Below are 25,685 nucleotides of genomic sequence, written 5' to 3'. Positions count from 1 at the left end.
CGCCGGCCCCGTTGCTTTTCGGCCGGGGGCGGGGGGGGGGGGCCCCACCACGCCCGGAGGCCCCGGCCACTGGCCGGGGCCTCCTGCTGTCGTGCGGACTTCTACTGCTCCTGCTGCGTCATCTCGGAAACAATCTTCAAGATGGCATGCAGGCTGAACCCCTCCCCAGCCGGGTCGGCCTCTTGCGTGATCTCCGCCATGCGGCGCCGCGTGACCAGGGACTTCTTCTCGCTGCCGGGCACTCCCACCGGGGGGCCGGCAGCGGCGGCGAGCGCTTCGTGAAAGCGTTTGGTCGGCTCCACGATCGCCTGGTAGTACGCCTTCGCCGCCTCCTGGAGGGCCTTGTCCGCGGCGGCTCTCTGCTCGGCCGGGGGGAGCCGCCCGGGGTTCGGTCTTTTCATGAACATCATGATGCCACACCTCGTTCTGTTTTCGCTTCGACCTTTCGGGATTTACGCTGTTTGTCCGCCTTCACCAGGGCGGCGACATGATCCTCGTACTCCTCATACGTCCACAGGCCACCGCAGCCGCCGACCTCTTCACGCTCGTCACACTCGATGTACCGCTCCCCCGACACCCGGACGAGGGTCCGCTTGTCGCAGTACGGGCACGGCCCGACCAACTCCTGCACATGCACCGCCCACGGCGCGAGCGAGTGCGCCCACCTACGCAGCGCCCCGACTTCACCGAGCATGTCGTCGATCCACGGCATCGAGGCGGCCCAGTCGACATGCCGCAACAACCACGCCGCGAGCTCATCCACATTGGCCCGCTCCGGATAGACCAAGCCGCGGTGCTCTGCGATGAGCCACGCCCAGCCCTTGAGCGTCGACGGGATGGATGGCGGCCCCACCTGGTCGTCGTCGTCACCGTGGATCGGCGTCGCGCCGTCGTGCAGCATCGACAGCACATCCAACCGGGTCGGCGTGCCGGCCTCTCTGGATCCGGATACCCGGTCGGCTCCGCCCTGGCCTGGCGTCTTGTGCTGTTCGAGCCACCGCATGAGCAGCGGAGTGACGCCCAGGTCGCGCCGCAGCCTGGTCGTGCAGGGCGCGCAGATGAGGCGGCCGTTCTCCGCTTGGCGGCGGCCGCAGCGGGGGCCGATGCATAGCGGGTTGGAGTTCTCGATCTCGGGCAACGCCGTCCTTCCCGGTCGGAGCATGAGGGGGACGCCAGCCTTACCGCTAGCGGTAAGGCTGGCGTCAATGGACTACGGTATGTCCTCCCTGGTCATGGCGTTGTTGGCGTCGGCCATCTCCTCGTAGCTGCCGTACAGTTCCGGCCAGTTGTCGCCCGGCTGCAGCGCGGACGCCGGGAGACGGCCATCGGCCAGGGCGAGCCGTACGCCGATGTGCTCGAACCCTTCGACGGCGAGCCATCCGGCGCACGCCAGGTCCTCACCCGTCTTCGGGTCGCCGACGTGGCAGCCGAACATCGGGGCGCCGGGCAGCGGCGGGATACCGGCCGCGTTCGGCCGGCACGTGGCGGCCAGCTCCTCGTACCGCTCCAAAGGGAACTTGCCCAGCTCGGCTGACACCTGCCACGGGCATTCGCTGCAGGGGTACCTGCGGCGTGGCATCTCGTCGGTGCTCATTCTTCGTCCTCCCGCATGACCCCGATGAGGTTCATGATCTCTTCGCAGTGGTGCTCCAGACTGCGGCGCTCGCTGGGCGTCATCCCGGACAGGAGGGCGCGGGCGTAGTTGTAGCCGTAGTCGGTGTCCTCCGCGCTGATGGCGATCATGATCTCCGTCTCAACGAACGGCGTGCCGAAGCTCATGCCGCCGCCTTTCTTCTCGTGTGCGCCAGGCATGCGCCCTTCGAGCAGGTAGGCAGCGGGTCCTTCCCGACAGCCTTACGGAAAGCAGGAGAGAACGGCCTGATGTACCAGCCCATCGCCTCCAGGAGCACCAGCAGCGGTACGCCAACCGGTCCGAAGTGGTCCCAGTCGTGGGCCTCGCGCATGACGCTTTTACGCTCGTCGCGGCACCCGTCGCACAGCTCCAGCGGGTCACAGGTCGTGATCAGCGACCACCGTTTGAGGGTGCGCGGGGCACGGTAGGCGGTACCCACCGCCCACACCAACCAGATGACATCCCATTCAGAGATCATCGCGTGGCCTTCCTTCGCGGAGGCCGGGCCTTCGTCACGGTGATTGCACCGACCACGGTGAGGTAGGCCCACAGGCCCTCGTCGCCGTCGTCGACCAGGCGGACCGTATATCTCAGCCGATCGTACTGGCAGACCACGTCATCCTCGTGGCCCTCCTCGTTGGGCAGGACGATGCGCCGGCCGAGGACCGCGCAGCAGGGCGGCTCGACACTCACCGTCTCCCCCGCTGCGATGGCCCACCGCTGAACGACCCGCCCAGGCACGAGATCGTTGAGACTGGCGCTCATCCCGGCATAGATCATCGGTGGGGGCGGCGGCGTCTCATCGCGTTCCTTGTAACGCGAGCGCGGCACGATCGCGAGACCGTACATCTCCAGCTCCTGAACGACGTGCGCCGCGAGTCCTTCGGCCCGGTCGACGGAGAGCCCCGCAGCTGGGGCTTGCATGATCCAGTTGAGGATCTGCCACGGCGTGAGCTTCGGCTTCTGCTCGCTCATCACAGGGGCCTGTACTTGTTGTCGATCTGGTCCCACACGGCAACACCGACGTCGACCAGGGCCTGCGGGTCCTCGAAGTAGTCGAGCGCCCAGTTCAACGGGTTCGGCTCCTCCCACTCGGTGGCCGCGCACGCGGCGGCGGCGAGTTTGATCAGATCCCGGGCCTGGGCGTCGGTGATGCCCAGAGCCTTCACGTCGATGCTCATCAGGCGGCACCGCCCGCCAGGTCGGCGTAGATGTCGCGGGGGCTGGTCATCGATGTCCTTCCGTAGGGGTGGGGGTGGTCTTCGCGCGGGTCACGAATCGGGCGTTGTCCGGGTACCGGTCTCGCCACCGTGGCGGGATGGTTCCCTGACACCACAGGTTCCGCGTGGTGGCCGTCCGACCGTCGAAGAACTCGATGTCGAAACGACGGCCGCCGTATCCGCGGAACCCTCCTGTCTCGTCGCCGCAGATCAGGTAGTGCTCACCGTTGACGACGACCCGCTTGGCCGGGTCGTCGAGGCCTCGTTCCCCACCGGGGCCCCAGAACCAGGGCATGTCATTCTCGGGCTCGGAGGGGATTGCCTCTGCCTTGGCGGCTTCATGGAGAGCTGCAATTACCTCGGCTTGAGTCCGCTCAGGGGCATGAAGCCAGTCGTTGAACGTTGACGGCCAGGTGTGGCGCCGCAGAGCCCCGAATGTGGCGGCCTGCAACTCCGCGCGGACCGCGTCCGAAACGGGCACGTCTCGGACCTCGATGGCGACCGCGTCGCTGAGCACGATGCCCGGCTGCTGGTGGGATGCCGCCCACCCTTCGTGGCCGATGCGGTCAGCGACAGCGATCAGGATTCCGCTGACGTTCATCGGTCGCGCTCCTTCTCCTGCAGCCATTCGATCGTGCGCAGCGCCTCACTGAGCTGGCGTTCCACATCGGCCAGGCGTGCCGCCAGGTTCTCGTCGCAGCTCTCAGCCGCCCACCGGTTGGAGTCCACGGTGCGGGACAGCATGTCCACCTCGTGGCGGGCGTCGTCAGCGGCTTTCTGTGCGTCGCGGGCGGCGCTGCAGTCTTCGGTCCAGCTCATCACTTGACGCCCCTGGTGATCGCCGCGAACAGGTCCCGCACGAGACGCGCGTCACCGAGCGCGGTGTGCCGCGTGTCATACGGCTGGGTGACGCCGACGACCTCCCACGACAGAGTGTTCGTGGCGCCGTCGAGCCAGTCCCGCACATGCGGCGTCGCCTGCGCGTTGAACGCCTCGTCAACGTCGCCGTCCATGGCGGCCAGCCGCCCGTAGACGTAGCCGGTGAGCATGACCCGGACGTCTTCCATGCGGTGCGACGCGGTGAGGGCCTGCCCGTTCTCCCGCAGGAACTTCGCGAGGAAATCCCGATCAAAGCTCGGGTTGTTCGCCACGATGACCGCGCCGTCGAGCTGCTGGGCCAGGGTCCAGGCGATTTCCTCGGCGGTGGCATTCTCGATGAAGTCGCCCTGCTTGTACGAGATGAGGTCCGATTTCCAGTCGCTGGTGGCGAGCTGGACGCCCATTCCAACCTCCTTCGCGAGCATCTTGGCCCGCTCGTAGTAGCGGCTGATCTGCAAAGCCTTCGGGTCGGCGAAGCACAGGTTCGGGCGGACCTGCCACCACCACTCCTGGTAGCCGCCCTCGGGCCGGGCGGTGTCGTAGGTGATGGTGGCGACCTCCCACAGATCGCCGAGCTTGCGGTCCAACGATGTGGTTTCGATGTCGAGGATCACGTACTTCGTCATGGGTTCCTTCCGGTGTTAGTCGAACAGGCCAAGCTGTGCGGGCTTGGCGGTTTCCTCGGCCTGGCGGGCGAGGTCGCGCGGGTGAGGTTCAGGGGTGCGGCCAACGTCGCGGCAGAAGCTCGGGCAGGTTCGCCAGTGGATCTCCTGGCACTCCTGCCGGTACACGCAGATCGGGTGCTGGCATAGGGATGACTCGCTGACGTGCTGCCGTGTCCACGGCACGCTTACCTGACGGCACTCAACGCAGCGCATCAGGTGATGATGCGGCAGTGCTTGATCTCGACCTGGTCGGCTCGGCCCACGACCAGGTTGAGGAACCCGCCGGTGTCAGTGCACTCCACGATCGACAGGCCGCAGTAGCCGTCGCTGAACATCATGTGACTGACGACCCGGCCACTCCACCCCTTGCTGCGGAGGTACTGCGGATCGACCACCTGGACCATCGCGCCGACCGGCACGCGGTGGCCGTTCCAGGTGGGGGCGAAGCCGGGAGTCGAGTTGTAGTAGCCGCCCCTGCGCGGGTCTGCGCCCGGCGCGATCGGCGTGATGTGCGGACTGTCCCAGTCCACGGTCTTACCCATCGGCTCTCCTTCTGAGGGGGTGAGATGGCCCGGCCGAGACAGCCGGGCCACCCCGGGGTTAGGACGGTGTGCCGTAGTGCTTGCAGAGCAGGTCGATCAGGTCCCGCCGGAACGCGGGATCCGCCCCGAAACGCAGCGTGTAGTCGAAGTCGCCCCGGTGTGAGGAGACACTCAGGTGCGTCTTCCTACCGTCAGGGCCGGAGAACTTGATGAACTCGCTGTCGTAGTAGCGGTCGCTTCCCGTGGGGGTGTGCTCCGCGCCGGGGAGAAGCGCGGCGATCCGGGCGGCCTCAGCTTCACGCAGGGCCCGCTGCGCATCCCGATGGGCTTTCGCGTTCCGCTGCGAGACAAGCTGAGGGCGGTAGTACGGCAGCAGGTTGCGGCTGATCTGGTTAGCCACCGCCTTGGGCGGGCGGGTCAGCACCGCGGTGGTGTGGGTTCCTCTCTCATGCGACAGGCAGGTGGATTTCGACAGGTCGGCGTCCAGACGCAACCCCACGAATGAAATCTTGTTGTTGTAGCGCTCGCCGTAGGTGAGGTGCAGGAGCGCGATCCGCTCGTCACCGTTGACCAGGACAACGGCGCCCTGCTCCCCCTCCTGGGAGAACGTCCGCGCTTCGAACGTGTCGCCGAGGTGCCGGCCGACCTCGGTGGCGAAGGCTGCGATCTCGATGGGGTCGACGTAGCGGATCACAAGTGCTCCCCGCTGAGGTGAATGTCCTGCACGGGCCGCGCGGCGGCCGAGCGGCTGCTGATCGGGCGCCGGTCAGGGTTGCGGTGGTCGCCCCGGTGGATCTTGGCCAGCTCCTCCGCTGCCGCCTTGACGGACTGCGGGTTGGTCATCCACGGACCGCCGTCCGCGCCCAGCGTGCAGCCCGCGGTCTTACACACGGCCCGCTGGTAGGTCTTCCCGTTCACCTCGACCGGTTCGATCTTTACGACGATGCGGGCCATCACGCCTCCCCGATGGTGATCACGCCGTGGCAGGCCCACGAGATGCGGTTGACGTCGGTGATAGCGAGGTCGAAACCCGCCTCAGGGGCGTTGCACGGCACTACGTGGACGCCGATCGACGTGATCTCCTGGCTGGGCCCACCGGCCATCGCGACCTTGAGGGGCTTACCGAAGCGCCGCATCACGTACACGACGGCGGCTTCGGCGTCGTCCACGCGGCGCAGGTTGAACTGCTCCATCACTCATCTCCGCTCTCGTTGACGTCGAGCAGCTCGCGGTACGCCTTCTCCGCCACCACGATCTGCCTGGTCGACAGAAAACCGATCAAGTCGTCGTGGTCGAACCGGTCCACGACTTCCGCCGCTGTCTTGGCGAGGCATTCCAGCTCGTCCTCGGTGAACAGGTCCGTGATACGGGGGGCCATCACAGCTCCTGCCATTCGCCGGTCTGCTCGTTCAGATACTCGATCGACGTCGAGCCGCTGTCCTCCTTGGCCCAGTCGAGCGGCGCGAGCAGCAACGCGCTGCCGTCGTCCTCCGGCGCGACGATGATGCGGCCCTCATAGTCGAGATTGCCGTCGCCATCACGCAAGCGGAACCGCTTGCCTTCTCCGCGCTCCAGCCGGTCGAAGATGCCGCAGTCCATGCCGAACGACGAAATGATCGGCGTGCCGTCACCTTCGCCGCTGGCGTGGTCGAGGACGATCAGCCACCCCCACGGCCGGCCCGACGCCTTCCGGTGCCGGTCCGCCGTGGTTTCCTTCGCGCCGAACCGCTCCAGGACGGCCACCACCTCGGACAAGGTCAAGATGAGCGCCACCCCGTCGCAGGTCTCGGTCAGCGCCGAGATCAGCTCCGGCGCCTGGTGGAAGACAGCGAACGCGCGGCCGGGGATGTTGAGCGAGATGAACGGGTCGGGCTCCTGCCACCCGTCCTCGTGGGCCTCCACAAGGAACCCCCATTCCGGGGCGCCGGTGGCGTCAATGGACTGCACGAGTACCTGGGCGGGGGCGTTGTCGCCCAGGTACTCGGGGCGGACGTGGCTGGTTCCGTGCGGGACGGTGTAGGCCAACAGGTGGCCGTCTGACAGATTCACAGAGGTCATGGTCCTTTTCGTTCGCCCGGGTGGGAGCCGCAGGCGGCGGCTCCCACCCGGAGGGGTCACTTCTCGGTGGCCTGGACGTTCGGGGTGTTCTCGGTCCAGTCCTTCCACGGGATGGGCATGTGCAGGGCGTTGGGGTTGACGACGCGAGAGCCATCGCAGGCGATGGCGACGAACTCGGTAGTCTTCGGCTCGGGGTCCTCGGTGTGCTCGTAGGTGACCGCCTGGTGGGCGGTGTCACCCTCGGACGGCGTCTGGCCGCACACCGGGCAGGAGACCGTCAGCCACTTCTTCACCCGGGGGGCGTAGAGGTTTCCATCCAGCGCTTCGAGGTACCCCTCGTCGTCGAGGTAGTACGTCCCCGGGATGTCGACCTCCCGGTCGGAGGTGTCGATGATCGTCTCCTCGGACAGTTGCTCCGCCCACAGGTCATCGTGCTTTTCGAGGTAGAAGACCAGCTGGTCGCCTGACACTCCGGCGTGCATGGGCACCTCCATGTCGACCTGGTAGGTGACCAGTTCCTGCACCTTGACCCGCATCCTGCGGGTCGTGCGGGGCAGCGCTGCCTCCACGTCGTTGGGCGGGGTGGCGTAGCAGTCTTCGTGGTCCTGGCCGGGGGGCAGGTCGTGGTGATACCAGTCGTCGGGGCGACCGCTATCCGCGCAGTTGCGGATGGCGTTGCCGCATCTGGTGCAGGTGGATTCGACGCTCTCCACTGCGCTCCATTCGTGGGTTGGTCGGAGGCGGGCGCCGGGTAGCGCCCGCCTGGGGGGTTAGGCGTTGAGGGCGCGCTGAGCGGCGGCGCCAACGCGGTTTCTGCTGGCCGCGCCGAGGTCGGCGCGCTCGCCCGCTTCGCGGCCCGCGTAGTAGGCGTTGCTGTCGCTGACCTTCCTCCTCTTGGCCGCCTCCGCGTTGGGCGTCATCTTCGCGAAGTAGGCGTCCACTGCGGCTTGCCGGTCACGCAGGACCAGGTCGGTCGACCGGCGACCGGCGGCCGGCGTGGGGGCAGCGGCCGCGGCCTGCTTCTCGACGTCGCGGAGCTTCTCTCCGACGCGGGAGGCGAACCCGGCCATGAAGTCCTTGCGGGCGGTGCTGAGGCTCTTGCGGCCGGTGGGGGTGACGTCGGCGACCTCCCGCTTCATCTGCAGGGCCAGGGAGGCGCAGAGCATCTGGACGGCTTCCAGGTCACTCTGGTAGCCGGACACCATCAGGTACAGCTTGCCGTTCAATTTCCACTGCAGGGTGCGGCACCGCTTGGCGGAGGCGATGGCGGCGATGAGGTCGGACCGCTGTTCCTGGTAGGTCTTGTCGATGAGGAACGGGATGCTGGCGAGCTCGTCGGTGACTTCTCCTGCGGCGGCGAGGTGGGCTCGCTCGATGCCGTGGGTGGCCATGAGGTTGTAGGCGCGCTCGCGGTGGGCTTCGGCTTCGGCGGGCGGGGTGTTGGGGTGCTCGGCGACCGCGAGGTGGTTGCGGATTCTTCTGAGGGTCGCTTCGGACGCGGTGTTCGTCATCGGGGGTCTTTCTGGGTTGGTTGGGGGTGGCCGTTGGGTGGCGGCCACCGAGGGTGTTAGTGCTAGTGGTTTCGCTAGCGCGTTGGCGCGCTTGCGTGTTGTTCGATCTTGTCTGATCCTCTCATGGTTGTTCGGTTTTCGCAACAACCCTAGGACGTGCTGAAACGCTCCCTAAGCGATCAGGAGACGCGCGACGGACGCGCGTAGCGCTTCACGCTCCAAAGCGCTCACGCTAGCGCTCAGACTCGCGTGTAAGCCATTGGCGGCCACGTCGCGCGTTCCGTCGCGCGCCGGGCCAACGGCCAGCCGAAACGCAAGCAGCGTCGCTTGCAGAAAAAACCGAAACGCGGAAAGGTGGGAGACAGCACCCAACTCACCAGAGGAGACACAGCCGCCCATGCCCCGCACCACAGCCACAGCCACCCGCAAGGCCCCGGCAAAGCGAGCGGAACCGCAAGCGGCACCCCACCTACGCACCAAACGCCGCCAAGACAAACCCACCCTCGGCATCCGCATCAGCTACCACACCAACGAACGCCTCACCGCCGCCAACGAGACAACCGGCCTCGGCATCAGCGGCATCATCGAAGCAGCCCTCAGCGACTACCTCGACTTCCTCGGCATCCCGCCCGACGCACAACCACCCCTCAACCCAGACGGCACCCGGCCACGACGGGAACGCACCGTCAAAAAACGCACACGCCGCCACCCAGACGAAATCGACGACCAGGCCATCGCACCCCGCATCACCCACCAGATCAACGACCGGCTACTCGTCGCCTGCCTCGACACCGCCACCGGCCCCCAAGACATCGTCGAAACCGCACTCAAGGCGTGGCTCCGAAAGCAGGGCATCCCGCTGTACCCGGAAACGCCCGGCGAACGCAGAACCCCCAAGAGGCGCACCTGACACCCCGCCCCGCCGCAGGGCATGCTGACGTCGGACCCGTGAAGAGGAAAACCAGAAAGGCCGCCACCATGCGAGGGTGGCGGCCTTTCTGCGTCACCAGCCGTGCTTGAGGAACCGGCGGGCAAGCTCAGGCATCTGCCCCCACCGGTAACCCTTGTCGTTGAGGCTCTGCAACCGGGCCATCAGCTTGGCTGCCTTCGCGGTGAACCGGCTCCGGACCCGCCGGGGCGCCTGGGAAAAGACACAGCGGTTGTTCAGCTCGGCCTGGCTGATGCCGAGCCGGACGAGGATCGCCCCGTCGATACACGCGAACGCCCCGTCGTCGTCGCGGTAGCGAGCCTCGCCGACCCGGGCGGGGTGAGCGGCGGCCAGCTCCTGCAGTGCCGCCATGACGTCATGGGAGGTGAAACGGGACATGAAAAACCCCTTGAGGATGCTGAGATGCCAGCGTTTCCGCTGGCATCCTGACTGTTTCAGATGCGCTTGGAGCGCTTGATCAACAACGCCGCTTCGACGTCGGTCAACCGGCCACCTTCGGGGACACACCCGTGCTCGCACGGCATGCCCTCGGTCGACCCCCACAGACGGCAGATCAGCGGACGCACCTCGTACACCCGGCACCGGCCGTCGTCACCGAGAGCCGCGCACGGCTCAGCCGCGGCCGCCGAGCTACGCGCCTCCCGCAGCAGGACAGCGACCGACGTCGGAAGGTGAAACCCCGCCTCAGCCATCCGCTGCGCCTCACGCCGGCCCCCAGCGATCGTCGTGCAATGCTCCTGGCACAGGCCCTTACAGCCCGCGTCGGGAACCTTCGCGTACAGCTCCTCCAGCAAGACGTCTTGCCGGTCGGTCCACTCACTCATTCGGAACCTCTCGGGTCTGCTTCGTCGCGCCGCGCGTAGTGGTCGCTGACGGAGCGGGGGCCGGTGTAGCTGTCGAGCGGGTCGCGGTGAACGACAACCTTGCCGTCAAAGATGGCGACCGCCCCGATGTTCTCCAGCTCCTGGATGTAGGGCTCAACCGAGGACGCCTGCTTGAAACCCATCAGGTCAGCGATGTCGTCGCCGGTGGGAGTCAGGTCCTCGGCGAGGTGAGCCGTGAGGAGCACGTACAGGTACGCCGCGTTGGGGCTCACCGAAAGCATCACCCACAGGGGTGCCGCCTCGTATCTGACCATGCCACGGCCCACCCGGGGGTAGTTCGATCGGTTCATTCGGAAAACTCCAAAAGGGTTGGTTGCAGGTAATTGCTCCGGACCTTCTTGGCCCGGAAGTACGTGGCGGCCAGGTCGTAGCCGCCGCCCGGCGCCTTGCCGGGCTGATGCCGAGCGAAAGCCGGGTCCGTTCGGATGACGACGATCGGGCCACCGGCCGCCAGCCACCCGGGCGGGTACGCCCGGTCGACCTTGGCCCGCCACCGGGCCAGCACCTCCGGGTCGTAGTCGGCCGCGCCGGGCGGCGGCAGCACGGCGGGCAGGTTCCTCCAGGCGGGCCACGCGTGGTCGTGGGCGTCCTCGACCGCTTCCCGGTCCGTTCGGCGGTCGAGCCCCTCCCAGTCGCAGCCGAGACAGGCGCCGCGCTTGAGTGCGTGACTACGGGATCCGAGGAACAACACGGTCGGCCGGTGCTCGGGCGCCGTCGACGTGACCGGGGCGGCTGACCCGTTCCGGTAGCCGGGGTGGTTGATGTAGATGCACCACAGGCCGTCTCGGTCGTCACGCGGTGTCTGCTGCCACAAGATGTGCCGCGCGACAGCGCCGCGCGGCTCCCCGCTCATCCGGTCTCCCGCGCGAGGGACCACCTGATGGCGACCTGTTTGCCGTTGGGTACGCGGGGTTCCACCACGGACTCGACCAACTTTTCCCGCTGAAGGTCCCGAAGGGCATTGTTGATCGGCGCATACCTGTTTCCACGGCCGAGGACCCTGGCGAGTTCTCCTGCGGAGAACCTGCTGTTCGGGTACGCCTGCAGGTGCCACAGGACGCGCGGCTTGTACTCGGGGTAGACGACGACTCTCCGGTCCCGACCTCCGGCGAGCCGGTGGCCGTAGCGGTGGATGGTCCGCTCGGTCACGCCGATCCGATACGCCAGCACAGCGAAGTCCGTGACGCCTTCGCGGAGGAGCTGCTGGTAGCGCTCCATCCGCTCGACCCGCTGCCGACTCACCAGCCCGGCTCCGCGTCGGAGTGGACGTGGCCGAAGCCGTCCACGACACCGGAGACGTCGAAGCGGCCCAGACCGTACCCGTCGTCGCCGCTCTGAGCGTCGTCCTCGTCGTCGTCGGTGTCGAGGAAGGCTTCGACCACGCCCTCAGCAGGCCGCAACTGCGCGATGGGCGGTTCCCAGTCAGGGCGGGTGGCAACCATCGCCACGAACAGCCAGTCCGGCAGCGCCGCCCACATCTCCGGGTCGGCCCCGTACTTGCGTTCGGTGACGGTCATCAGGCCGGGCGAACGATCTGTTTTCCTGTTGGGGCCGCTCAGCTCGTACAGGTCCAGGTACCAGCCGCGCTCGGCCGTCCATATCCACCGGTAGATGGCCACGCGGGGGAAGAAGTCCCGCTGGCCCGCCCGGACGATGGGCTCAGCGGCCGCGAAGTGGTCCTCAACGATGTGCATCACCTTCTTGCGGGTGACGCTCATCCCGCTACTGTGCGGGGCTTGGCCCGCTTCGGCGGCCGGGAGGTCAAACAGGGATTCATTCACGATCATGTCCTTTCAGAACAGGGTGATCTGGTCGACGGCCGGAGCCGTCTCGGGAGAGCGGGACGGGGCGAGGATGTAGCCGCCGTCCAGCCAGTCGAGTTCGCGCGGAGAGACATCGATCAGCGGGTCGGCGAGCAGCGCGTCACGCCAGCCGAGGACGGTCGGCAGCGCCCGATCGGGGCCCGCGCGCTGCAGGTAGGTGCCGTCAACGGAGTCAGCGAGCATGACGAGCGCGGCGTGCCGGTACCGCAGGAGCGAGTTGACCCGGCCGACGTGGACGTGCTTGCCGAGAGAGGAGGCGACGCGGGCGAGGTTCGCCGCGGCGTCCGACAGCTTCCACTCGGTTGACCCGCCGACGAACAGGCAGTTCACCTCTTCCCACGGGTCCCACGTGCTGGCGAACTCCATGTGGTCCTGCGCGACCAGGGCGACCGGCAGCCCCATGGCGCGGATCTGGGCGAGCATGGGCCGTGACCGGGCCTCGGTGGCGAGCGCGTTGCCCACCCTGTCGGGCGCGGTCACGAACAGGCACCGGTCAGCGTGCGGCACGAACCGCTCCAGGTACTTCAGGTACGGCCCGTCGCCGGGGTAGTGGCCGCCGTACACCGCGTTATCCACCGCGAACAGGCCCTGCTCGGGCATCCGGTTGCCGCTGGCTGGGTTGAGGATCGCTCCCAGTTGGCCAGCGGCGATCCGCGCCCGGATTCGGGTGGTCGACGGCGGGGCGAGGTACAGCGGCGCACCCATCAGGCTGTCGCCAGCTCACGCAGGATGGTCTTGAGCCGGGTGAGCATCCCCGGGCCGAAGTGCTTGAGCTCAAGGAGGTCGGTGTCGGTTCGCTGGGCCAGGTCGCCGAGCGTTTCGATGCCGCTGCGCATGAGTGCGTTCCGGACCAGGCCGTGCGGAGCGGGCATCACCTCACGCAGGTCACGGTCCATCGGCAGCCGCGTTCGCCGCACCAGGTCGGCCAGGGTCGACGTTTTCGCACCGAACTGGTTGACGATCTCGTCACGCCAGCGGCGGACCTGCGCGCCGTAGTCGGCTTCGCGCTGGTGGTCGGCGCACATGCCGGGAGCGGCCTGGTCGCATGGGAGGCAGTCGCCCAACCAGGGGCGTTCCTCGGCCTCGTCTGCGTAGTCGCTGAGCCGGTCGGTGATGTGGTCCCAGACTTCGCCGGGCAGGGTGACGGTCAGCAGCCGCTTCGGGTCGACGGTCATGGTTCTTCTCCTTCGAGGTCGGGTGCAGGGGGTTACGACGCTTGGCAGATGCGGCACCACCGCTCGCGGCGCATCAACCGGCTGCAGTCGTAGCCGTGGGTGCCATGGGTGGTGAGGAGGTGGTGTTGGAAGTCGTTGATCGCGCCGCCCTGGTGCAAGGCGCTCGCGTAAGCGTCCTCGAACGGGGCGTGCGGCAGGAGGCAGCGGATGTAGGCGTTACCGATGGCGCCCCAGCGTTTCCCGATGCCGACGAGCAGCCCGGCGACGCGAATCTCCACGTGGGTGGTGTTGATGGACACGTCGATGCCGTCCACGGGCCGGTGTTCGCTCACCATGTGGCCCACGCACGGTTCGCGGCGTTGCCGGGGCCAGCCCCGCTCGGTGGTGATGGCGTCGATGGCGTCGATGACCTCCTGGGGGACGGAGGTGAAAGCGGATGTGCTGTTTTCGGGCATGCGGATCTCCTTGTGGGGATCTGGCGCTAGCAATACCGCTAGTGGTACTGCTAGCGCCAGTTAGGGTGTTAGCAGGGGATGACGACGATGACCGTGTTCACGGTCGTCCCGGACGTTGTGAAGGCGTCAGGTGGAAGCGGGATGATGTCGCCGCCCCGGTCCTCGATGAGCTGCCGGAACTCGACGGCGACCTTCACCTTGTGGAAGGTGACGCCCGCGCCCATGACGGCGACGAGCCGCCCGCCCGGCTTCACGAAGCTCAGGGCGTGGGTGACGTGCGCGATGTCCTGGCCCCCGGAGAACGGCGGGTTCATCACGACCCGGTCGTAAGCGTCCTGCTCGACCCGGTCCAGCTCCAGGAAGTCCTGACGGCGGACGCAGTTCACGCCGGGCACACGCTCAACGAGGACGTTCGCCAGGCCGTTGTCGAGCTCCACACAGTCCACGACCGCGCCCGCCTCGACAGCAGCCGCCGCGATGTTGCCGGTACCGGCTGAGGGTTCGAGGACGGCCATGCCGGGCTGGATGTCGGCCACCTCCATCAGCCGCGCGACGACAGCGGGCGGCGACACGAACGCCTCCCGGTCGCGGGACACGACAACGTTGGACGCCATCTGCGCGGCCGCGCGGAGCTGCTCGATATCGACCTTGGACACCTCGATCTTGGGCCGGGCCGACTGGGGGCGGGCGGGCTCAGGGGCACTCGCCAGGGCGGGCTCGTCGCCGTGCGGGCACTCGACCTGAAGGACGTCGGTGTACTTGATCAGGGGCTGCCAGTGGTCCCGGAAGCCCACCCGCACCGTTGTGGGGTTCGTCTTGGTGGCCAGGCCGTTATAGCCCCATGCCCACACGCGGTCACCGACGTGGATGTTGTGCTTGCCCCACTCCACGAACTCACCGTCGTCGGTGGCGGCGGCGAGCTGTTCCCGGTCGTAGGCGAGCTGGTTGTTGAGCTGGGCCTGACGGGCGAGCAGCCGTTCACGGTAGTCGCCGGTGGCGGGCTTGTGCTCCTCGATGTAGTACGGGGTGCCGTCGTGCTTGAGGTGCCGCCGCTTGTAGCCGTCCAGGTTCTTCTGGATGACGCGCAGCTCGGATTCAGCGGTCTTGATGCGGCGAGCGGTGACGCGCGGCCGGGCCGAGTAAGCGGCCTGGCGGCCGACCGCGTTCGCGCGGCGGGCGGCGTCCTGCGCGGTGCTGTCCTCTTCGATGCTGGTCCGCATCGCGGCGTCCATCCGCTGCTGGTCGCGGCGCGCACCCCGCTCCGAATGGTGGCCGACGAGGATCGGCTGACCGCCTGCGAACCGCTCCGACAGGCCGTTCGCCCGGTCAGCGGCGGCCGCGGCGCGGCCGGCGTGCCGTTCGGCCTTGGTCGCGAGCCTGAGGCGGCGGTCTTCGAGCCGGTCGGATTGGTCGGCGAGGACCTGGGCGCGGTCGCGGTGGGTGTCGTCGATCTCGACGGTCACCCCGTGCCCGGCCGCGCGGAGCGCTTCGGCTGCGGTGTTGATGCGGTAGCGGTCAGCGACCCGGTCCCGGGAACTCTGGATACCGATCATGCCGATCGACGGGAAGTAACGGAACCGGTGGGGCCACGGCTTGAGGATCTCGTACACGCCGTCACCCTTGACGGTGCCTTCCACGAGGGTCCCGTCCTCGTGGGTGTGCCTGATGGTGATCAACTTGCCTCGTTTTCTGGGTTGGTTGGTCGGGTGGGGGCGGCGGTGGGTGGCCGCCGCCCCTTCAGCGGATGGTGGTCAGATACCGGCCGGGTCGTCTGCGGTGCGGCACAGGTCGCGGTGGATGTAGCTGAGCTGGTACTGGTCGGCCCGGCCCTCGATCGCGGCGGCCCTGGCCTTCACTTTCAGCCAGGGGGTCGGGTCGTCCTGGCCGATGATGCCCATCTCCAGGTCTTCGGGCAGCGGGTTACCGGGCCGGATGACCTGCAAGAACCACGCCTGCGCGTGAACGCCGTGCTCGCACTGCGCGACGCCGGTGAAGGCTTTGTAGCCCGCCGGGGCCGGCTGGAACGGCACGGTCAACCAAGCGTCATCCCAGGGCAGGCCGAGCTCGGCCGCGAGGTCACCGGCCGCGCCATCGTAGGACTTGGCGAGCTGGTGCAGCGTGTAGCCGTTGTCGGTGAGGTGCTTGGTGACTTTCCGCATGATGGCCTGCGGTGTGATCTCCGCGAGCAGTATGGCGTCGTCGGCGCGCCACTGCTCGATCAGCTCGTCGAGCACCCCGGCCGCGTAGTGGCGGCCGTGCAGGAACTCGCCGTACCAGGTGGGGTTACCGATGAGCGGCCGGGGCGCGTTGACGACAGCCAGCCGCTGGGTGCGGATCGTGTGGTCGTGCTCGCCCCAGCTCGTTCCGGCGAGGACGTAACGCTTCGGCAGGTCAATCATTTTTCTGTGGTCCCTTCGGGCAGTCGTACAGCAGGTGGGTGTCGAGGAGCGCGTCCAGCGCCTGGTTGACGCTTTCGCCATAGCGGGGTTCGGGGCCGCTGGGCCGGTCCTTGCACAGCGGGCACGTGATCGCGATCGTGGCTTTTGCCCTGTCGTGGAAGTGGCCGAAGCGGCGGGCGTGGCGGGCGAGCTGGGCGCGGCCGGTCTTGGTGTTCGGGTTCGGGCTCACTCGTCGTCGCCGTCGAGGGGCTCGGCGTCGAGGAAGTCCAAGCAGAAACCGCCCTCGTCACGCAGGATGCTGTCGAGCAGCTCGGCGACCTCCTCCCGCGAGGGCAGGGGCCCCGTCACCGGGGCGTACACCTGGCACGAGTCGGGGCAGGTGTCTCCGGGCTGGGTGCCGCAGTGGGGGCAGGGGTTCTTCTTCGGCACGGTGTCGCGGATGTCGAACACCCGCTGCCCGGTCCACCCGGACCATTTGCCCTCGATGGTCTGCTCGGTCTCGCCGGTCTCCTCGTTCGTGGTCTCCTCGACCCGGTTGCCCTTACGGCGGGCCAGGATCAGCATCGGCTCAGCGTCCTTGCGGACCATGCGGCCTTGCCGCACCCAGAAGAACGCCGCGTCAACCCGGGTGGCCCGCGGGTTCTGCGCGAACATGCCGAGCGCGTTACCGAGGGTGCGGTGACCCATGACGCGGGCCGCGTAGATGCGGAAAGCGTCGATCAGCTCCGAGCTTTGCGACAGCAGCGCGGCGCCGACTTCTCGCGCGTGGATCGCGGCCTGCTTGTCGGCGGCCTTGAGTGCCTTGTACGCGGCGCGCTCCTCAGGGGTGAAGTCAGCGCGGGGCCGCTTCCTCGTGTACTTGGTTCCCATTGGGTTGGTTTCCTTCCTGCTATCAGTTGTGCTTGCGGGATGTGCTGGCCCGGCTGGGTGGGCCGGGCCAGCACCAGGGGTTGGTTAGGAGGTGGTGGGGCGGGGGCCGAACACCTTCTCGCCGATCTCCACCAGCCGCTCGTAGGTGTTGCGGCTGCTGAACAGGTTGTATTCACGGTCGAGCCCGAGGAGCCTCAACGCCCGATCAGCGGCGGAGACGGCGCGGACGCCCTGAAAGGCGTCGGTGTCGATGGCGTCGACGTCGTCGCCATCTTCGGCGTGCAGCATCTGCTGCGCGTAGCCGTATCCGAGGATGGTGAGTTCACCGTTGAGCAGGAGGGTGCCGTCGCCGGCAGGGGTGATGAGCCACCGCCCGCCCGCGACGTGGCTGATGTACCCGGCCAGGCACATCGCGGTGCCGCACCGGTTCTCACCGATGAGCAGCCGCCACTGGTCCTGGTCCCACCTGATCTCGCCGGCCTTCGCGAGGCACCTTTCGTCGGCGCTGTAGCCGAGTTCGGCCTGCGGGCGGATGAAGGTGTCCATGACGTGCCAGAACAGGGCAGCTCCGCGCAGCTCCGCAGCATCAGCCTGGGCCGGGGTCGGAGTGGCGGTGGGGGTGGGGGTGGGGGTGGGGGTGGTCATTGTGGTTTTTCCTTCCATGGGTGGTTAAGCCGAGACGGTCGGCAGACCGTGCTCGACGCTGCGGGGGCCGAGGATCGTGGTGATACCGAGCTGGGCGGCGCGGCCGACCGCGGCCGGGGCGTCGGCCGCCCATTCACGGACCCGCCAGACGCCGTTGTGCTGCTCGCACAGGGCGTACTCGCCGTACTCGTCGCGCCGGTCGCCGTGCTGGCCGGTCGCGATCGGCCCCATGGGGCGGTACCGGTCGGTGCCATCCGGCAGGGTCACCTTGTGGCGGCCGTGCGGGTGGCAGTGGCCGCACGGCGTGATGCGAGAGGTGAACAGGTCGTTGTAGACGCCGGTCACCTTCTCGGTGCCGGTCTGGCCCTTGAGCTTCGGGCAGACGGGAACGTGGAAGTCCTTGCCGTGGACGCCGACGCCGACCACGTAGGTGTGCTCGGCGTCCGGGGCCCGGTAGATGGCGTGGTTGAGCAGGCGGATCGGACGGCGAACCGGGTTCATCATCGCTGGCTCCTTGCCGGTGAGGGGGTGATGGTGATGAGGAGCCGGGCGAACGCCGCCCGGACTCGCGCGGTCGGCACGACAACGACGGGTTCCGCCACCCCGTACGGGCCGTCGTTGTAACAGCTCGCGATGGGGATGGCCACCGACCCCGGCAGCGCCGCGTCGTGCTCGTAGGGCTGCGACGGGCCCGCGATCCGCCACGTCACCGTCACACCGGGCGCAAGGGGAACCGGCCGGGTGATCTCGTCACCCACGACCAGGTCAGCCCACGTCGGGTCGGCCGGCAGCGGCGTCACGCGGTCACCGCCGCCGTGGTGTTCTGGCCGGTGCGGAACGCGTGGTCGAGTTCGCGGGCGACGTCGGTGTGCAGGTATAGGGGCCGCAGCCCACCCAGGACGGCCTCGTGCTGACCGTTGATCTCACCATCGCGGCGGGCGTAGATCTTCCCGCCGTTGCTGGGGGTGCCGAGGTAGTCGATGTGTGTGGAGGGCTCCCCTCCGGCCATGTTGGCGTTGATCTCGGCGGTGCGGTCGCACACACTGTGCTTGGCGCCGTCGACCAGCGCCTGGTTGAGGACGGCGCACACCTCTTCGGCGCGGGTCTTGGTGAGCTGCCAGGGCAGTTCGCGGATCACCGTCTGGGCGGTGGAGTCGTGCAAGACGATGCGCTGGGCGTGGTTGAGGAAGTAGACGAGCATGGGGTTTTCCCTTCCAGGGGGTTGGTTGGGCGGCGGTGGGAAGCCGGGCCGTTCCTGCGCAAGATCGCCGATCACGCTGATCCGGGGATCGGCGATCATGAGCTGGAGCGGAACAGGCAAGCCGTACTGGTAGCGGCACGGCTTGCCATCCGGTCCTCGTCAGACGCGGATCACCGACGCGCGCCGGGCCTGCACCGCGTTGCTACGCGCCGCCGTGGATTCACCGCTCACGGCCGGTGGCCCGGAGACGCCGGGCCGGGACCCGATCAACTTCTCGATCGCGTCCATCAGGTCGCGAACGTCGATCTTCTCCTCACCGTCGGTGAGGTCGGCGCTTGCCTTGCTGAAGTTCTTGCCGTGACACCTCACGGACAAGACCATGGTGTCCTTGGCCGCCCGCACCGTGATGGACTGCGCGTCCTTCGTCACGGTGGGCTCCAGGCCGCGGTGCTCGAAGACGACCACGAGCTGCCGGATCTGCGTCGGCAGCCAGTCGGGGTCGGCCGCTGAGCGGGTACGGAGGTCACTCATCGGGTTGCTCTCCTTCTCAGGGGTTGGTGGGCTACCTGTTGCTAGCATGATTGCTAGCAACAGGTATGTGGATCACACGTAGTTGTCGATCCAGGCCAGGCCCTCGCGGTCCAGCTCGTACTGGGCGCGGGTGACGGTCACGTAGGCGAGCATCGCGTCCGCGCGGGGAATCGTCCCCAGGCTGCCGTCGTCGGTCTTCTTCGGCTCGGCGAAGTCGTCAGCGACCTTCACCCGGTGCCACTCACGGCCCTTGGCCTTGTGCGCCGTCGACAACACCAGGTCGGCGCGGTCCTCGGAAACGAACCGGCCGCAGATGTCGATGATGACGTCCGCGCCGTGCTCGTCGATCAGTTTCACGAACGGCGCCAGGTCCCGCCCGGCTTCCTCGTTCTCCACGTAATCCTGCAAGTCGCCCCACGTCTGGAACGCGAACAGCTCGGGGTGGGAGCAACCCGCGCCGGCCTTGAGCTGGATGGCCGCCTCCGCGAGGGACTTGATCGGGCCGATCGCCTTGCTGTCGCCGACGAGCGCGACCCGGCGCCCGTTCTTCATGGCGGCCATCGCCTCACTGATGGTCTTGGCGTTGGTGCGGCACAGGATCGCGTCGGGCTCGGCCACCGGCACGATACGGGAGTTGATCTGGTCGAACCCGGTCAACCGCAGCGGCGCGTCGATGTACTCCAGCCACTTGTTCGCCTCATCGGCGACCGCGGAGCCGAAGCGGAACGACTGGGACAGAGCGAGGCGCACGCCGTCGAAGTTCGCCATGGCGTCCTCGGCGCCCCGCCAGCCGTAGATGGCCTGTGCCGAGTCACCCACGAGGATTTTCTGCGCGTTGCGCTGGCCTTCCACGATCAGCGACACCGGCGGGTTGGAGTCCTGCGCCTCGTCCAGCATGACGTACTCGTAGGGCAGCTGCGGGCCGGTCAGCGACCACATCTTGAGGTAGCAGTCGTGGGTGAACGGCAACCGGCCGTTCCGGTCGCGGATGTCGTCCCACACCCGCTGCGCGAGCGGCGGGATCTCCTTGGCGAGCAGGTCCCGGACTTCCTTGCTGTCGAAACCGGGCTGCCACGGCACCGGCTGCGACAGGATGTTGCGGTACTTGCTGTTGGTGAACTTGTTGACCGTGGCCATCACGATCCGCGCGATGTGCTCCGGCGAGATGATGCCCTCCGTCGTGTAGAACGGCTCGTTGATCCGCAGGATCCGCGCGACCTGCTCGGCGCGCATGCGGGGCTGCTTGAGGCGGCGGGCGTAGTGCTTGCCGATCGCGCCGTAGGCCAGGCCGTGCGCGGTCTTGCACGTCACGCTGGACGGGAACGACTTGGCTGCCTCCACCTGGATGGACTTGTTGTAGGCGATGTACAGGCCCTTACGGTTGGGCGCCGCCTTCGCGGCCGCCTTCAACGTGGTCGTCTTGCCAGATCCGGCGCCTGCCTCCACGACGAGGTTCTTGTCGCCGGGGACGAAAGCGTCGATGATCGCCGTCTGCTGCAGGGTGGGGCGAGGTGCCACGGGTGGTGCCTTCCTATCGGGGGGTCATCCCGCTATCAATATTGCTAGCGGGATGTGAGGGTTGGTTGGGGTGTCGCTGGGTGGGTTACCAGCGGGCGTCGCGCGGGGTTCTGCGCACAAGGTAGAAGTCGTTCCACATCGCTTCGACCTCGGTGCAGACGAGGTCGTAGGCGTGGGGGTCGCCCTCGCGGGCGGTGTCGTAGGTGACCTTTTCGCGTTCCCAGGCGTCGTCGGCGTCCTCCTTCGCCCGGGCGTAGGAGTCCACATAGCGCCGGAGGTGCTCGACGCTGTCGCGGTCTCCCACCTGGTGTCGGTGGCGTTCCTGCGCCTTGGTCAGGGCGTCTTCGGCGTCTTCGAGGGTGCACTGGGGGACCCTCATGGTGCGGGCCATTTGCAGGTAGGCGTTCATAGCCGGGTCGCCGGTGGCGACGAGTTCGTTGCGGGTGAAGTGCAGCGGCATCTCAGACTCCTGCCTGGGGGTGAAGGGGAGGGGGCATGTGGCGCCTTTCTGCTAGCCGTACCGCTTGCGTGTTGCATGTGTTTCCGCAGCTCAGGAGTGCTTTGGAACGTCTTGATCCTCCCATAGGTTCGTATCGTTTGCAAAACGACCCTTTGACGTGCTGGAACGCGCGCCACAAAGCGCTGAAAGCGCTTGAGAGTGTCCGGAGAAGCGAAGCGAAGACGGACACGCAAAGCATGATCCAAAGCGCTCACGCGCAATTCTGGCCGCGCATACGGGCAAGCGAGAGCGCAAGCGCGAACGGAGCGAGCGAGTCGTGTGCCATCGCCCGGTGTCCTCGCCCACCTGATCCGAAAAACCCGAACGGACCCGCAGAAACAGAAATCTACGAAGTAAAAGCAGCGACACCGCTCTTACTTCGTAGATTTCCATTTTTTCGCTAACCGACGCCATTTTCACCAGCACGCCCAGCACGCTCCCACCGCGCCCGCCGCACCGCCCGAGCACGCGCCACCACCACCGGATCCACCACCACCTCCGACTCCGGCACCCACGACTCCACCACCGCACCCGACCCCACCGCAGCCGCCGCAGCCTCATCCACCCGAGCCCACCGCTCCCGATCCCTGCGCGTCACCGGCTTCTCCCCCCGCCTGGCCATCGCCTTCGCCGCCGCAGGAGAGGCCTCGGCGAGGATCTGACGAGCACGAGCAGCCGCAGCGGCCGGGTCGGCCGGCCCGCGCCGCGCAGCCTCCACATGCGCCTCCCGCCACAGCCACTGCATACGCCGCTTGACCGCGTTGTCACGGGCGAGGAGCTGCGACCGAGACAGGATCGGTCGCATCGATCCGTCTAGCCATAGCGCTAGCCGTGATTTCGCGACCTCCCACCGCTGGGGATCGCCCCACACCCGAGCGACGCCATCCGGCGGGTTGTCGAGAGCGTGCAACACGTCAGCGTCAGTCCATCCGGCGTCGAAGAACCGCTGAGCGAGGTTCCGCAGATGCTCAGGAACCCTCGGCGGCTTGCTCATGCTCATGACGCCTCCCCGAAGATCTGCGCGGCGCGCCGCTCGACCAACTCGGCGACATCCTCACCGATGGCCAATCGGAAGCGCTGCCACTCCGCGCGCCGCCGCGACTCCTCATCCTCCTCGGCCCGCTGCGACGCCGACCGGCCCAGCGACACCCCGTCCGCGGCGGCCCATAGGCCCATGCGGTGGCGGATCCGCGACCGCATGCCCCGCTTCCGCTCCACGGCGGCCGCCAGGCAGCCCGGGTCGATGTCGCCCCAGCGCTCCCCGTCCGGCCGCCAGTTCAGCGCGTGCTCTACATCAGCCAGAGTCCAACCCGCAGCGAAGGCTGGCCGCAGCAGCGACCGCAGGTCCTTCGCCGACAGGACGCCGAGGGTGAGCCGGTGGTCGATGCGGAGTCGTTCACACGCTGCGAGCTGGTCTCTCCTGCTGCCAGGCGTTGCGTGGCGTGGCCACGATGCGGCCGGTTCCGTGGTCTTGTGCAGTTGTCGCGCGCCCGCGTAGGGGAGAGATCTTGCAAAAGAGAAACCACCAAAAGCGGGGGTGCAAAGATTATCCACATGCCCGCTGACGTGGGAAAACGTTGGGCGTTCGGTGACGGTCTCAACTGGCCACGGCACTTCGTCAGTGTCGTCGAGCGCGTCGACCTCGAGGTCGTTATCCTCTTCGCTCAGCATCTCGATGGGGACGGTCAGGGCGTACTCGGTGGCGAGGTTGCCCAAGCCGTCGTCGAGCCGCCCCCACAGGGTGCCGGGCCGGGTGCGGGGCGTCGACCCGGGCGTGATGATGACGAGCAGCTGGTGCTCGCGTAGCCATTTGATCAGGTAGGCGATGGTGCGGCGGGACACTCCGACCTCCGTGGCGAGCACGTCCCAGGTGGCGCCGCGCTTGGGAGCGGTGACCATGTCCCGGTCGGAGCGTCCGGCGAGCTCCCACGCCAGCCGCATCAGGTTGCGGTGCCGCTGCCGGTTGCAGTGCTCGCGGGCGAGGTAGTCCACTGCGTCGAGGAACACGGCGCGGGTGGGTGCAAGAACTTGCCCGTCCGGGATGGGCTGCGTGAGGAGGGTGTGCGCCGACGTACGGCGACGCACACCGGTTTCTGTTTTTTCGAAAACGGTGATCGAGCGTGTTATCTTGGGCTCCAGAGATAGAGAGCCTTTTCGGCTCTATGAGGTAAGCCCCCTTCGGGGGGTGAGGCACCCAGCTCGTCGCCCGCCAAAGCAAGCGAGCAGGGTGTGTTCGCGAGATCCAAGGAGCGCCCCGCACTGCGGGGCGTTTCTCATTTACGCCACGTCAGCACCGGCCTTCCCCTTCCACGTTTTGAATCGGCTGGGCAGCTCGCGACGCCTCTGCTCCCCCCACACCGAGTGGACGACGATCCACGCCGTTGTATGGTCCTGCCGGTACACGTCCACGTGGTCGATCACCTCGGCCAGGATGTTCCGCAGCCGGTCAGCGGGCAGGCTGTCCCACTCCTGGATCAGCCCTTCAATGACCGGCACACAGCCCATCGGGTCGACCGGCTCGGCGGGCTCGTCGAACTCAGCGAGCGCGGCGAGGACCTCTTCCTGCTCACGTATCAGCCGGTCCCGCACCGGAATGTACGCCGACGCCGGGATGACCTCCTCGACCAGCAGTTGCGTTTGCCGTTCGAGCGCCCGCTCGATTCGCTCCAGGTCACGGCGAAGCACCTGCGCCTCGTCGTCTTCAGCTGCCGGCCGGGGAAGCTCCCCCACCGCCTGGGCGGCCGCGGCCTCGATGGCGGGCAGCCACTCGGCGAGCACCTGCTGGATCGCATGCTCGACGGCCTCCATCTTCACGAACCGTGTGCCGCACTCTGGTGCGCCGTACTTTCTGCGGGAGATCGACCCGCACACCCAGCCCATGCTGGCCTTCTGGGGGTACATCGTGCTGGCGCAGTAGCCGCAGTTCAGCAGCTTGGAGCAGGGGTAGACGGCGCGGCGGGCGCGAGGCGGCAACGAAGAAGTGATCTTCCGGTACTTCCGGTATGTCTCCCACGTCTCCATAGTGATCACCGGTTCGTGGGCGCCGGGGTGGTACTCCTTGTTCAGGCAACTGGACGCCTTGTTGCAGCGGCAGTCCCGGTGGTGGACGCAGATCAGCCCTGCGGCGAACCCACGGTCCATCATCCGCCTCAGCTCGCCGGCCTGCCACTTCGTGCCGGTCGTCGTGCGGGCTCCGCGGGCGTTCACCCAGTCGGCGAGGCTGCTGAAGTTCCGGTCGGCGATCCACCGGTCGTAGCACTTCGCCAGGATGCCAGCGATGCCGCTAGCGTGATCTGGCTCGTAGCGTTCCCTGCCGTCCTCTGGGGCGGCAATAGTCCGGTCGTGGTGCAGCGGGTGGCGGACACGGCCGCGTCGGATGTAGCCGAACTGGGCGTTGCCGAGCGGCGGCAGCCCGCGGGCGAGCCGGTTCTGGAACGCCTCGGCCCACTGCTCGCCGGACCTGTCCGATTCGAAAGCGGCGAGCTCGAACAGCATGCCGCGAGTGAGCTTGCCGACGGCGGTCCGGGCGTCGACCTCCTCGGTCGCTGAGACGAGTTCGCCTCCGGCTTTCTCGACTCGGGCGAGGTTGAGCTGGTTGCCTGTGCGGTTGCGGCCGAATCGGCTGTACTTCCAGACGAGGATCGCCTTGGCCCTGCCCTTCTCGACGTCGGTGATCACATTCATGATCTTCCGTTGGAAGGTCCTGCCGGACACGTCGAGGTCCTCGACCCAGGCGACGATCAGGTAGCCGCGACGGCGGGCGAGGTCCTTGATCGACGCGCGCTGGATGTCTGGGGAGATCTTCTCCTCCAGCATCATGCTGACGCGGATGTAGCCGATGGCTGGGATGAGGGTCTGAGCTGGGGGGGAAAGCACGATCACCAAACTATCTATACGCAAGCAATGCGTTCGAGCACGGCCTCCAGCACGCTGCCGGGAGTGGGGGGCGCCGGAGGGGTGTTCATGGCGGGTATTGTGCCGCAGCCTGCCTTCGGCTCCAAGCCGGGCTCACCCGGTGAGGGCCGCCCCTGCCCGTGCTCCCCGCTCCACTCCGTCCGCCCTGCGGCGCGGGGCCGCGGGATGTGAGGTTTCGCCGGTTTCGCCGGGTCCGGTGCGCGGGCGGGCGGGGCGAGCCGGGGACACGCCGGTCTCTCCTGCCCTCTTCGCGGGCCAAAGGGGCACCGTGTGTGATGGAGTCTCTCCGATCCGTAACGGCTTTGCCGCCGAA

The 25,685-nt window shown here is 67.6% G+C and carries 42 protein-coding genes; 1 reads left to right on the top strand and 41 read right to left on the bottom strand.

All coding sequences use genetic code 11. The features are described from left to right. Positions 1-101: 101 nt before the first annotated feature. From AB0K21_RS21720 to AB0K21_RS21635, 18 genes are all read right to left on the bottom strand, one after another. Positions 102-410 (bottom strand): hypothetical protein, encoded by a 309-nt coding sequence (locus tag AB0K21_RS21720; RefSeq protein WP_364152386.1) that lies wholly within the window; start codon positions 408-410, stop codon positions 102-104. Further along, positions 407-1,138, bottom strand: a complete 732-nt coding sequence (locus AB0K21_RS21715) for a hypothetical protein (protein WP_364152383.1) — start codon at positions 1,136-1,138, stop codon at positions 407-409. Before AB0K21_RS21715 ends, AB0K21_RS21720 begins: the two co-directional genes overlap by 4 nt. 72 nt (positions 1,139-1,210) lie before the next feature. Next, positions 1,211-1,594, bottom strand: coding sequence for a DUF6283 family protein (locus AB0K21_RS21710; RefSeq protein ID WP_364152380.1), 384 nt, complete (start codon positions 1,592-1,594; stop codon positions 1,211-1,213). Then, positions 1,591-1,779 carry a hypothetical protein gene (locus AB0K21_RS21705; RefSeq protein WP_364152377.1) on the bottom strand — a complete coding sequence of 63 codons (189 nt, stop codon included), beginning with the start codon at positions 1,777-1,779 and terminating at the stop codon, positions 1,591-1,593. Before AB0K21_RS21705 ends, AB0K21_RS21710 begins: the two co-directional genes overlap by 4 nt. Further along, on the bottom strand, positions 1,776-2,111 hold the full coding sequence (locus AB0K21_RS21700) for a hypothetical protein (RefSeq protein WP_364152374.1): 336 nt from the start codon (positions 2,109-2,111) through the stop codon (positions 1,776-1,778). Before AB0K21_RS21700 ends, AB0K21_RS21705 begins: the two co-directional genes overlap by 4 nt. Further along, positions 2,108-2,608: a hypothetical protein gene (locus AB0K21_RS21695; RefSeq protein WP_364152371.1), complete on the bottom strand. Its 501-nt coding sequence runs from the start codon at positions 2,606-2,608 to the stop codon at positions 2,108-2,110. Before AB0K21_RS21695 ends, AB0K21_RS21700 begins: the two co-directional genes overlap by 4 nt. Then, positions 2,608-2,814, bottom strand: a complete 207-nt coding sequence (locus tag AB0K21_RS21690; protein WP_364152368.1) for a hypothetical protein — start codon at positions 2,812-2,814, stop codon at positions 2,608-2,610. Before AB0K21_RS21690 ends, AB0K21_RS21695 begins: the two co-directional genes overlap by 1 nt. Positions 2,815-2,860: 46 nt before the next feature. Further along, on the bottom strand, positions 2,861-3,454 hold the full coding sequence (locus AB0K21_RS21685) for a hypothetical protein (RefSeq protein ID WP_364152365.1): 594 nt from the start codon (positions 3,452-3,454) through the stop codon (positions 2,861-2,863). Beyond that, a complete protein-coding gene (locus tag AB0K21_RS21680; RefSeq protein ID WP_364152362.1) occupies positions 3,451-3,672 on the bottom strand; it encodes a hypothetical protein in 222 nt (73 codons plus the stop codon). The genes AB0K21_RS21685 and AB0K21_RS21680 overlap by 4 nt, the downstream gene beginning before the upstream one ends. Further along, complete coding sequence (locus tag AB0K21_RS21675) at positions 3,672-4,358, bottom strand: hypothetical protein (RefSeq protein WP_364152359.1); 687 nt, start codon at positions 4,356-4,358, stop codon at positions 3,672-3,674. Before AB0K21_RS21675 ends, AB0K21_RS21680 begins: the two co-directional genes overlap by 1 nt. 251 nt (positions 4,359-4,609) lie before the next feature. Beyond that, positions 4,610-4,939, bottom strand: a complete 330-nt coding sequence (locus AB0K21_RS21670; protein ID WP_364152356.1) for a hypothetical protein — start codon at positions 4,937-4,939, stop codon at positions 4,610-4,612. Between the two features lie 58 nt (positions 4,940-4,997). Beyond that, the gene (locus tag AB0K21_RS21665) at positions 4,998-5,633 is read right to left on the bottom strand and encodes a hypothetical protein (RefSeq protein WP_364152353.1); all 636 of its coding nucleotides are present in this window, start codon (positions 5,631-5,633) and stop codon (positions 4,998-5,000) included. Continuing rightward, a complete protein-coding gene (locus tag AB0K21_RS21660; protein WP_364152350.1) occupies positions 5,630-5,893 on the bottom strand; it encodes a hypothetical protein in 264 nt (87 codons plus the stop codon). The genes AB0K21_RS21665 and AB0K21_RS21660 overlap by 4 nt, the downstream gene beginning before the upstream one ends. Then, a complete protein-coding gene (locus AB0K21_RS21655; RefSeq protein ID WP_364152347.1) occupies positions 5,893-6,132 on the bottom strand; it encodes a hypothetical protein in 240 nt (79 codons plus the stop codon). The genes AB0K21_RS21660 and AB0K21_RS21655 overlap by 1 nt, the downstream gene beginning before the upstream one ends. After that, complete coding sequence (locus AB0K21_RS21650) at positions 6,132-6,317, bottom strand: hypothetical protein (RefSeq protein WP_364152344.1); 186 nt, start codon at positions 6,315-6,317, stop codon at positions 6,132-6,134. The genes AB0K21_RS21655 and AB0K21_RS21650 overlap by 1 nt, the downstream gene beginning before the upstream one ends. After that, on the bottom strand, positions 6,317-6,988 hold the full coding sequence (locus AB0K21_RS21645) for a hypothetical protein (RefSeq protein WP_364152341.1): 672 nt from the start codon (positions 6,986-6,988) through the stop codon (positions 6,317-6,319). Before AB0K21_RS21645 ends, AB0K21_RS21650 begins: the two co-directional genes overlap by 1 nt. Before the next feature lie 65 nt (positions 6,989-7,053). Further along, positions 7,054-7,710 carry a hypothetical protein gene (locus AB0K21_RS21640; RefSeq protein ID WP_364152338.1) on the bottom strand — a complete coding sequence of 219 codons (657 nt, stop codon included), beginning with the start codon at positions 7,708-7,710 and terminating at the stop codon, positions 7,054-7,056. A gap of 57 nt (positions 7,711-7,767) precedes the next feature. After that, a complete protein-coding gene (locus AB0K21_RS21635) occupies positions 7,768-8,508 on the bottom strand; it encodes a DUF2786 domain-containing protein (protein WP_364152335.1) in 741 nt (246 codons plus the stop codon). A gap of 397 nt (positions 8,509-8,905) precedes the next feature. On the opposite strand from AB0K21_RS21635, the gene AB0K21_RS21630 reads away from it, so the two are divergent. After that, entirely contained in the window at positions 8,906-9,418 is a 513-nt protein-coding gene (locus AB0K21_RS21630; protein WP_364152332.1) for a hypothetical protein, read from the top strand. A gap of 93 nt (positions 9,419-9,511) precedes the next feature. Here AB0K21_RS21630 and AB0K21_RS21625 read toward each other — a convergent pair whose 3' ends face one another. From AB0K21_RS21625 to AB0K21_RS21515, 23 genes are all read right to left on the bottom strand, one after another. After that, positions 9,512-9,835, bottom strand: coding sequence for a hypothetical protein (locus tag AB0K21_RS21625; RefSeq protein ID WP_364152329.1), 324 nt, complete (start codon positions 9,833-9,835; stop codon positions 9,512-9,514). Between the two features lie 56 nt (positions 9,836-9,891). Then, complete coding sequence (locus tag AB0K21_RS21620) at positions 9,892-10,281, bottom strand: YkgJ family cysteine cluster protein (protein ID WP_364152326.1); 390 nt, start codon at positions 10,279-10,281, stop codon at positions 9,892-9,894. Continuing rightward, the gene (locus tag AB0K21_RS21615; RefSeq protein ID WP_364152323.1) at positions 10,278-10,631 is read right to left on the bottom strand and encodes a hypothetical protein; all 354 of its coding nucleotides are present in this window, start codon (positions 10,629-10,631) and stop codon (positions 10,278-10,280) included. Before AB0K21_RS21615 ends, AB0K21_RS21620 begins: the two co-directional genes overlap by 4 nt. Continuing rightward, a complete protein-coding gene (locus tag AB0K21_RS21610; protein ID WP_364152320.1) occupies positions 10,628-11,194 on the bottom strand; it encodes a DUF6349 family protein in 567 nt (188 codons plus the stop codon). Before AB0K21_RS21610 ends, AB0K21_RS21615 begins: the two co-directional genes overlap by 4 nt. Further along, complete coding sequence (locus tag AB0K21_RS21605; protein ID WP_364152317.1) at positions 11,191-11,583, bottom strand: hypothetical protein; 393 nt, start codon at positions 11,581-11,583, stop codon at positions 11,191-11,193. Before AB0K21_RS21605 ends, AB0K21_RS21610 begins: the two co-directional genes overlap by 4 nt. Beyond that, positions 11,580-12,059: a hypothetical protein gene (locus AB0K21_RS21600; RefSeq protein WP_364152314.1), complete on the bottom strand. Its 480-nt coding sequence runs from the start codon at positions 12,057-12,059 to the stop codon at positions 11,580-11,582. The genes AB0K21_RS21605 and AB0K21_RS21600 overlap by 4 nt, the downstream gene beginning before the upstream one ends. 75 nt (positions 12,060-12,134) lie before the next feature. Further along, positions 12,135-12,869: a hypothetical protein gene (locus AB0K21_RS21595; RefSeq protein WP_364152311.1), complete on the bottom strand. Its 735-nt coding sequence runs from the start codon at positions 12,867-12,869 to the stop codon at positions 12,135-12,137. Then, the gene (locus AB0K21_RS21590; protein WP_364152308.1) at positions 12,869-13,339 is read right to left on the bottom strand and encodes a DNA-directed RNA polymerase subunit alpha C-terminal domain-containing protein; all 471 of its coding nucleotides are present in this window, start codon (positions 13,337-13,339) and stop codon (positions 12,869-12,871) included. Before AB0K21_RS21590 ends, AB0K21_RS21595 begins: the two co-directional genes overlap by 1 nt. A 32-nt stretch (positions 13,340-13,371) precedes the next feature. Next, positions 13,372-13,794, bottom strand: coding sequence for a hypothetical protein (locus AB0K21_RS21585; RefSeq protein WP_364152305.1), 423 nt, complete (start codon positions 13,792-13,794; stop codon positions 13,372-13,374). A gap of 68 nt (positions 13,795-13,862) precedes the next feature. Then, positions 13,863-15,470: a DUF3560 domain-containing protein gene (locus AB0K21_RS21580; RefSeq protein WP_364152303.1), complete on the bottom strand. Its 1,608-nt coding sequence runs from the start codon at positions 15,468-15,470 to the stop codon at positions 13,863-13,865. Positions 15,471-15,545: 75 nt separating this feature from the next. Next, positions 15,546-16,193: a hypothetical protein gene (locus AB0K21_RS21575; protein ID WP_364152301.1), complete on the bottom strand. Its 648-nt coding sequence runs from the start codon at positions 16,191-16,193 to the stop codon at positions 15,546-15,548. Next, positions 16,186-16,422: a hypothetical protein gene (locus AB0K21_RS21570; protein WP_364152299.1), complete on the bottom strand. Its 237-nt coding sequence runs from the start codon at positions 16,420-16,422 to the stop codon at positions 16,186-16,188. Before AB0K21_RS21570 ends, AB0K21_RS21575 begins: the two co-directional genes overlap by 8 nt. Continuing rightward, positions 16,419-17,063, bottom strand: coding sequence for a hypothetical protein (locus AB0K21_RS21565; protein ID WP_364152297.1), 645 nt, complete (start codon positions 17,061-17,063; stop codon positions 16,419-16,421). Before AB0K21_RS21565 ends, AB0K21_RS21570 begins: the two co-directional genes overlap by 4 nt. Before the next feature lie 84 nt (positions 17,064-17,147). Beyond that, positions 17,148-17,708, bottom strand: coding sequence for a hypothetical protein (locus AB0K21_RS21560; protein ID WP_364152295.1), 561 nt, complete (start codon positions 17,706-17,708; stop codon positions 17,148-17,150). 24 nt (positions 17,709-17,732) lie between these two features. Continuing rightward, the gene (locus AB0K21_RS21555; protein WP_364152292.1) at positions 17,733-18,212 is read right to left on the bottom strand and encodes a hypothetical protein; all 480 of its coding nucleotides are present in this window, start codon (positions 18,210-18,212) and stop codon (positions 17,733-17,735) included. Then, positions 18,209-18,508, bottom strand: coding sequence for a hypothetical protein (locus AB0K21_RS21550; RefSeq protein WP_364152289.1), 300 nt, complete (start codon positions 18,506-18,508; stop codon positions 18,209-18,211). The genes AB0K21_RS21555 and AB0K21_RS21550 overlap by 4 nt, the downstream gene beginning before the upstream one ends. Next, on the bottom strand, positions 18,505-19,029 hold the full coding sequence (locus AB0K21_RS21545; protein WP_364152286.1) for a hypothetical protein: 525 nt from the start codon (positions 19,027-19,029) through the stop codon (positions 18,505-18,507). Before AB0K21_RS21545 ends, AB0K21_RS21550 begins: the two co-directional genes overlap by 4 nt. A gap of 39 nt (positions 19,030-19,068) precedes the next feature. Beyond that, the gene (locus AB0K21_RS21540) at positions 19,069-19,440 is read right to left on the bottom strand and encodes a hypothetical protein (protein ID WP_364152283.1); all 372 of its coding nucleotides are present in this window, start codon (positions 19,438-19,440) and stop codon (positions 19,069-19,071) included. Between the two features lie 72 nt (positions 19,441-19,512). Then, positions 19,513-20,958 (bottom strand): UvrD-helicase domain-containing protein, encoded by a 1,446-nt coding sequence (locus AB0K21_RS21535; RefSeq protein WP_364152280.1) that lies wholly within the window; start codon positions 20,956-20,958, stop codon positions 19,513-19,515. An 85-nt stretch (positions 20,959-21,043) separates the two neighbouring features. Beyond that, a complete protein-coding gene (locus AB0K21_RS21530; RefSeq protein ID WP_364152277.1) occupies positions 21,044-21,418 on the bottom strand; it encodes a hypothetical protein in 375 nt (124 codons plus the stop codon). A gap of 439 nt (positions 21,419-21,857) precedes the next feature. Continuing rightward, positions 21,858-22,457 carry a hypothetical protein gene (locus AB0K21_RS21525; protein ID WP_364152274.1) on the bottom strand — a complete coding sequence of 200 codons (600 nt, stop codon included), beginning with the start codon at positions 22,455-22,457 and terminating at the stop codon, positions 21,858-21,860. Further along, positions 22,454-23,464 carry a hypothetical protein gene (locus AB0K21_RS21520; RefSeq protein ID WP_364152271.1) on the bottom strand — a complete coding sequence of 337 codons (1,011 nt, stop codon included), beginning with the start codon at positions 23,462-23,464 and terminating at the stop codon, positions 22,454-22,456. The genes AB0K21_RS21525 and AB0K21_RS21520 overlap by 4 nt, the downstream gene beginning before the upstream one ends. Positions 23,465-23,734: 270 nt before the next feature. Then, positions 23,735-25,339, bottom strand: coding sequence for a recombinase family protein (locus tag AB0K21_RS21515; protein WP_364152268.1), 1,605 nt, complete (start codon positions 25,337-25,339; stop codon positions 23,735-23,737). Positions 25,340-25,685: the final 346 nt, after the last annotated feature.

Source organism: Streptosporangium sp. NPDC049248, assembly GCF_040678965.1.
In the GTDB taxonomy this organism is placed as follows: domain Bacteria; phylum Actinomycetota; class Actinomycetes; order Streptosporangiales; family Streptosporangiaceae; genus Streptosporangium; species Streptosporangium fukuiense.
This window is presented reverse-complemented; position numbering and strand designations above follow the sequence as displayed.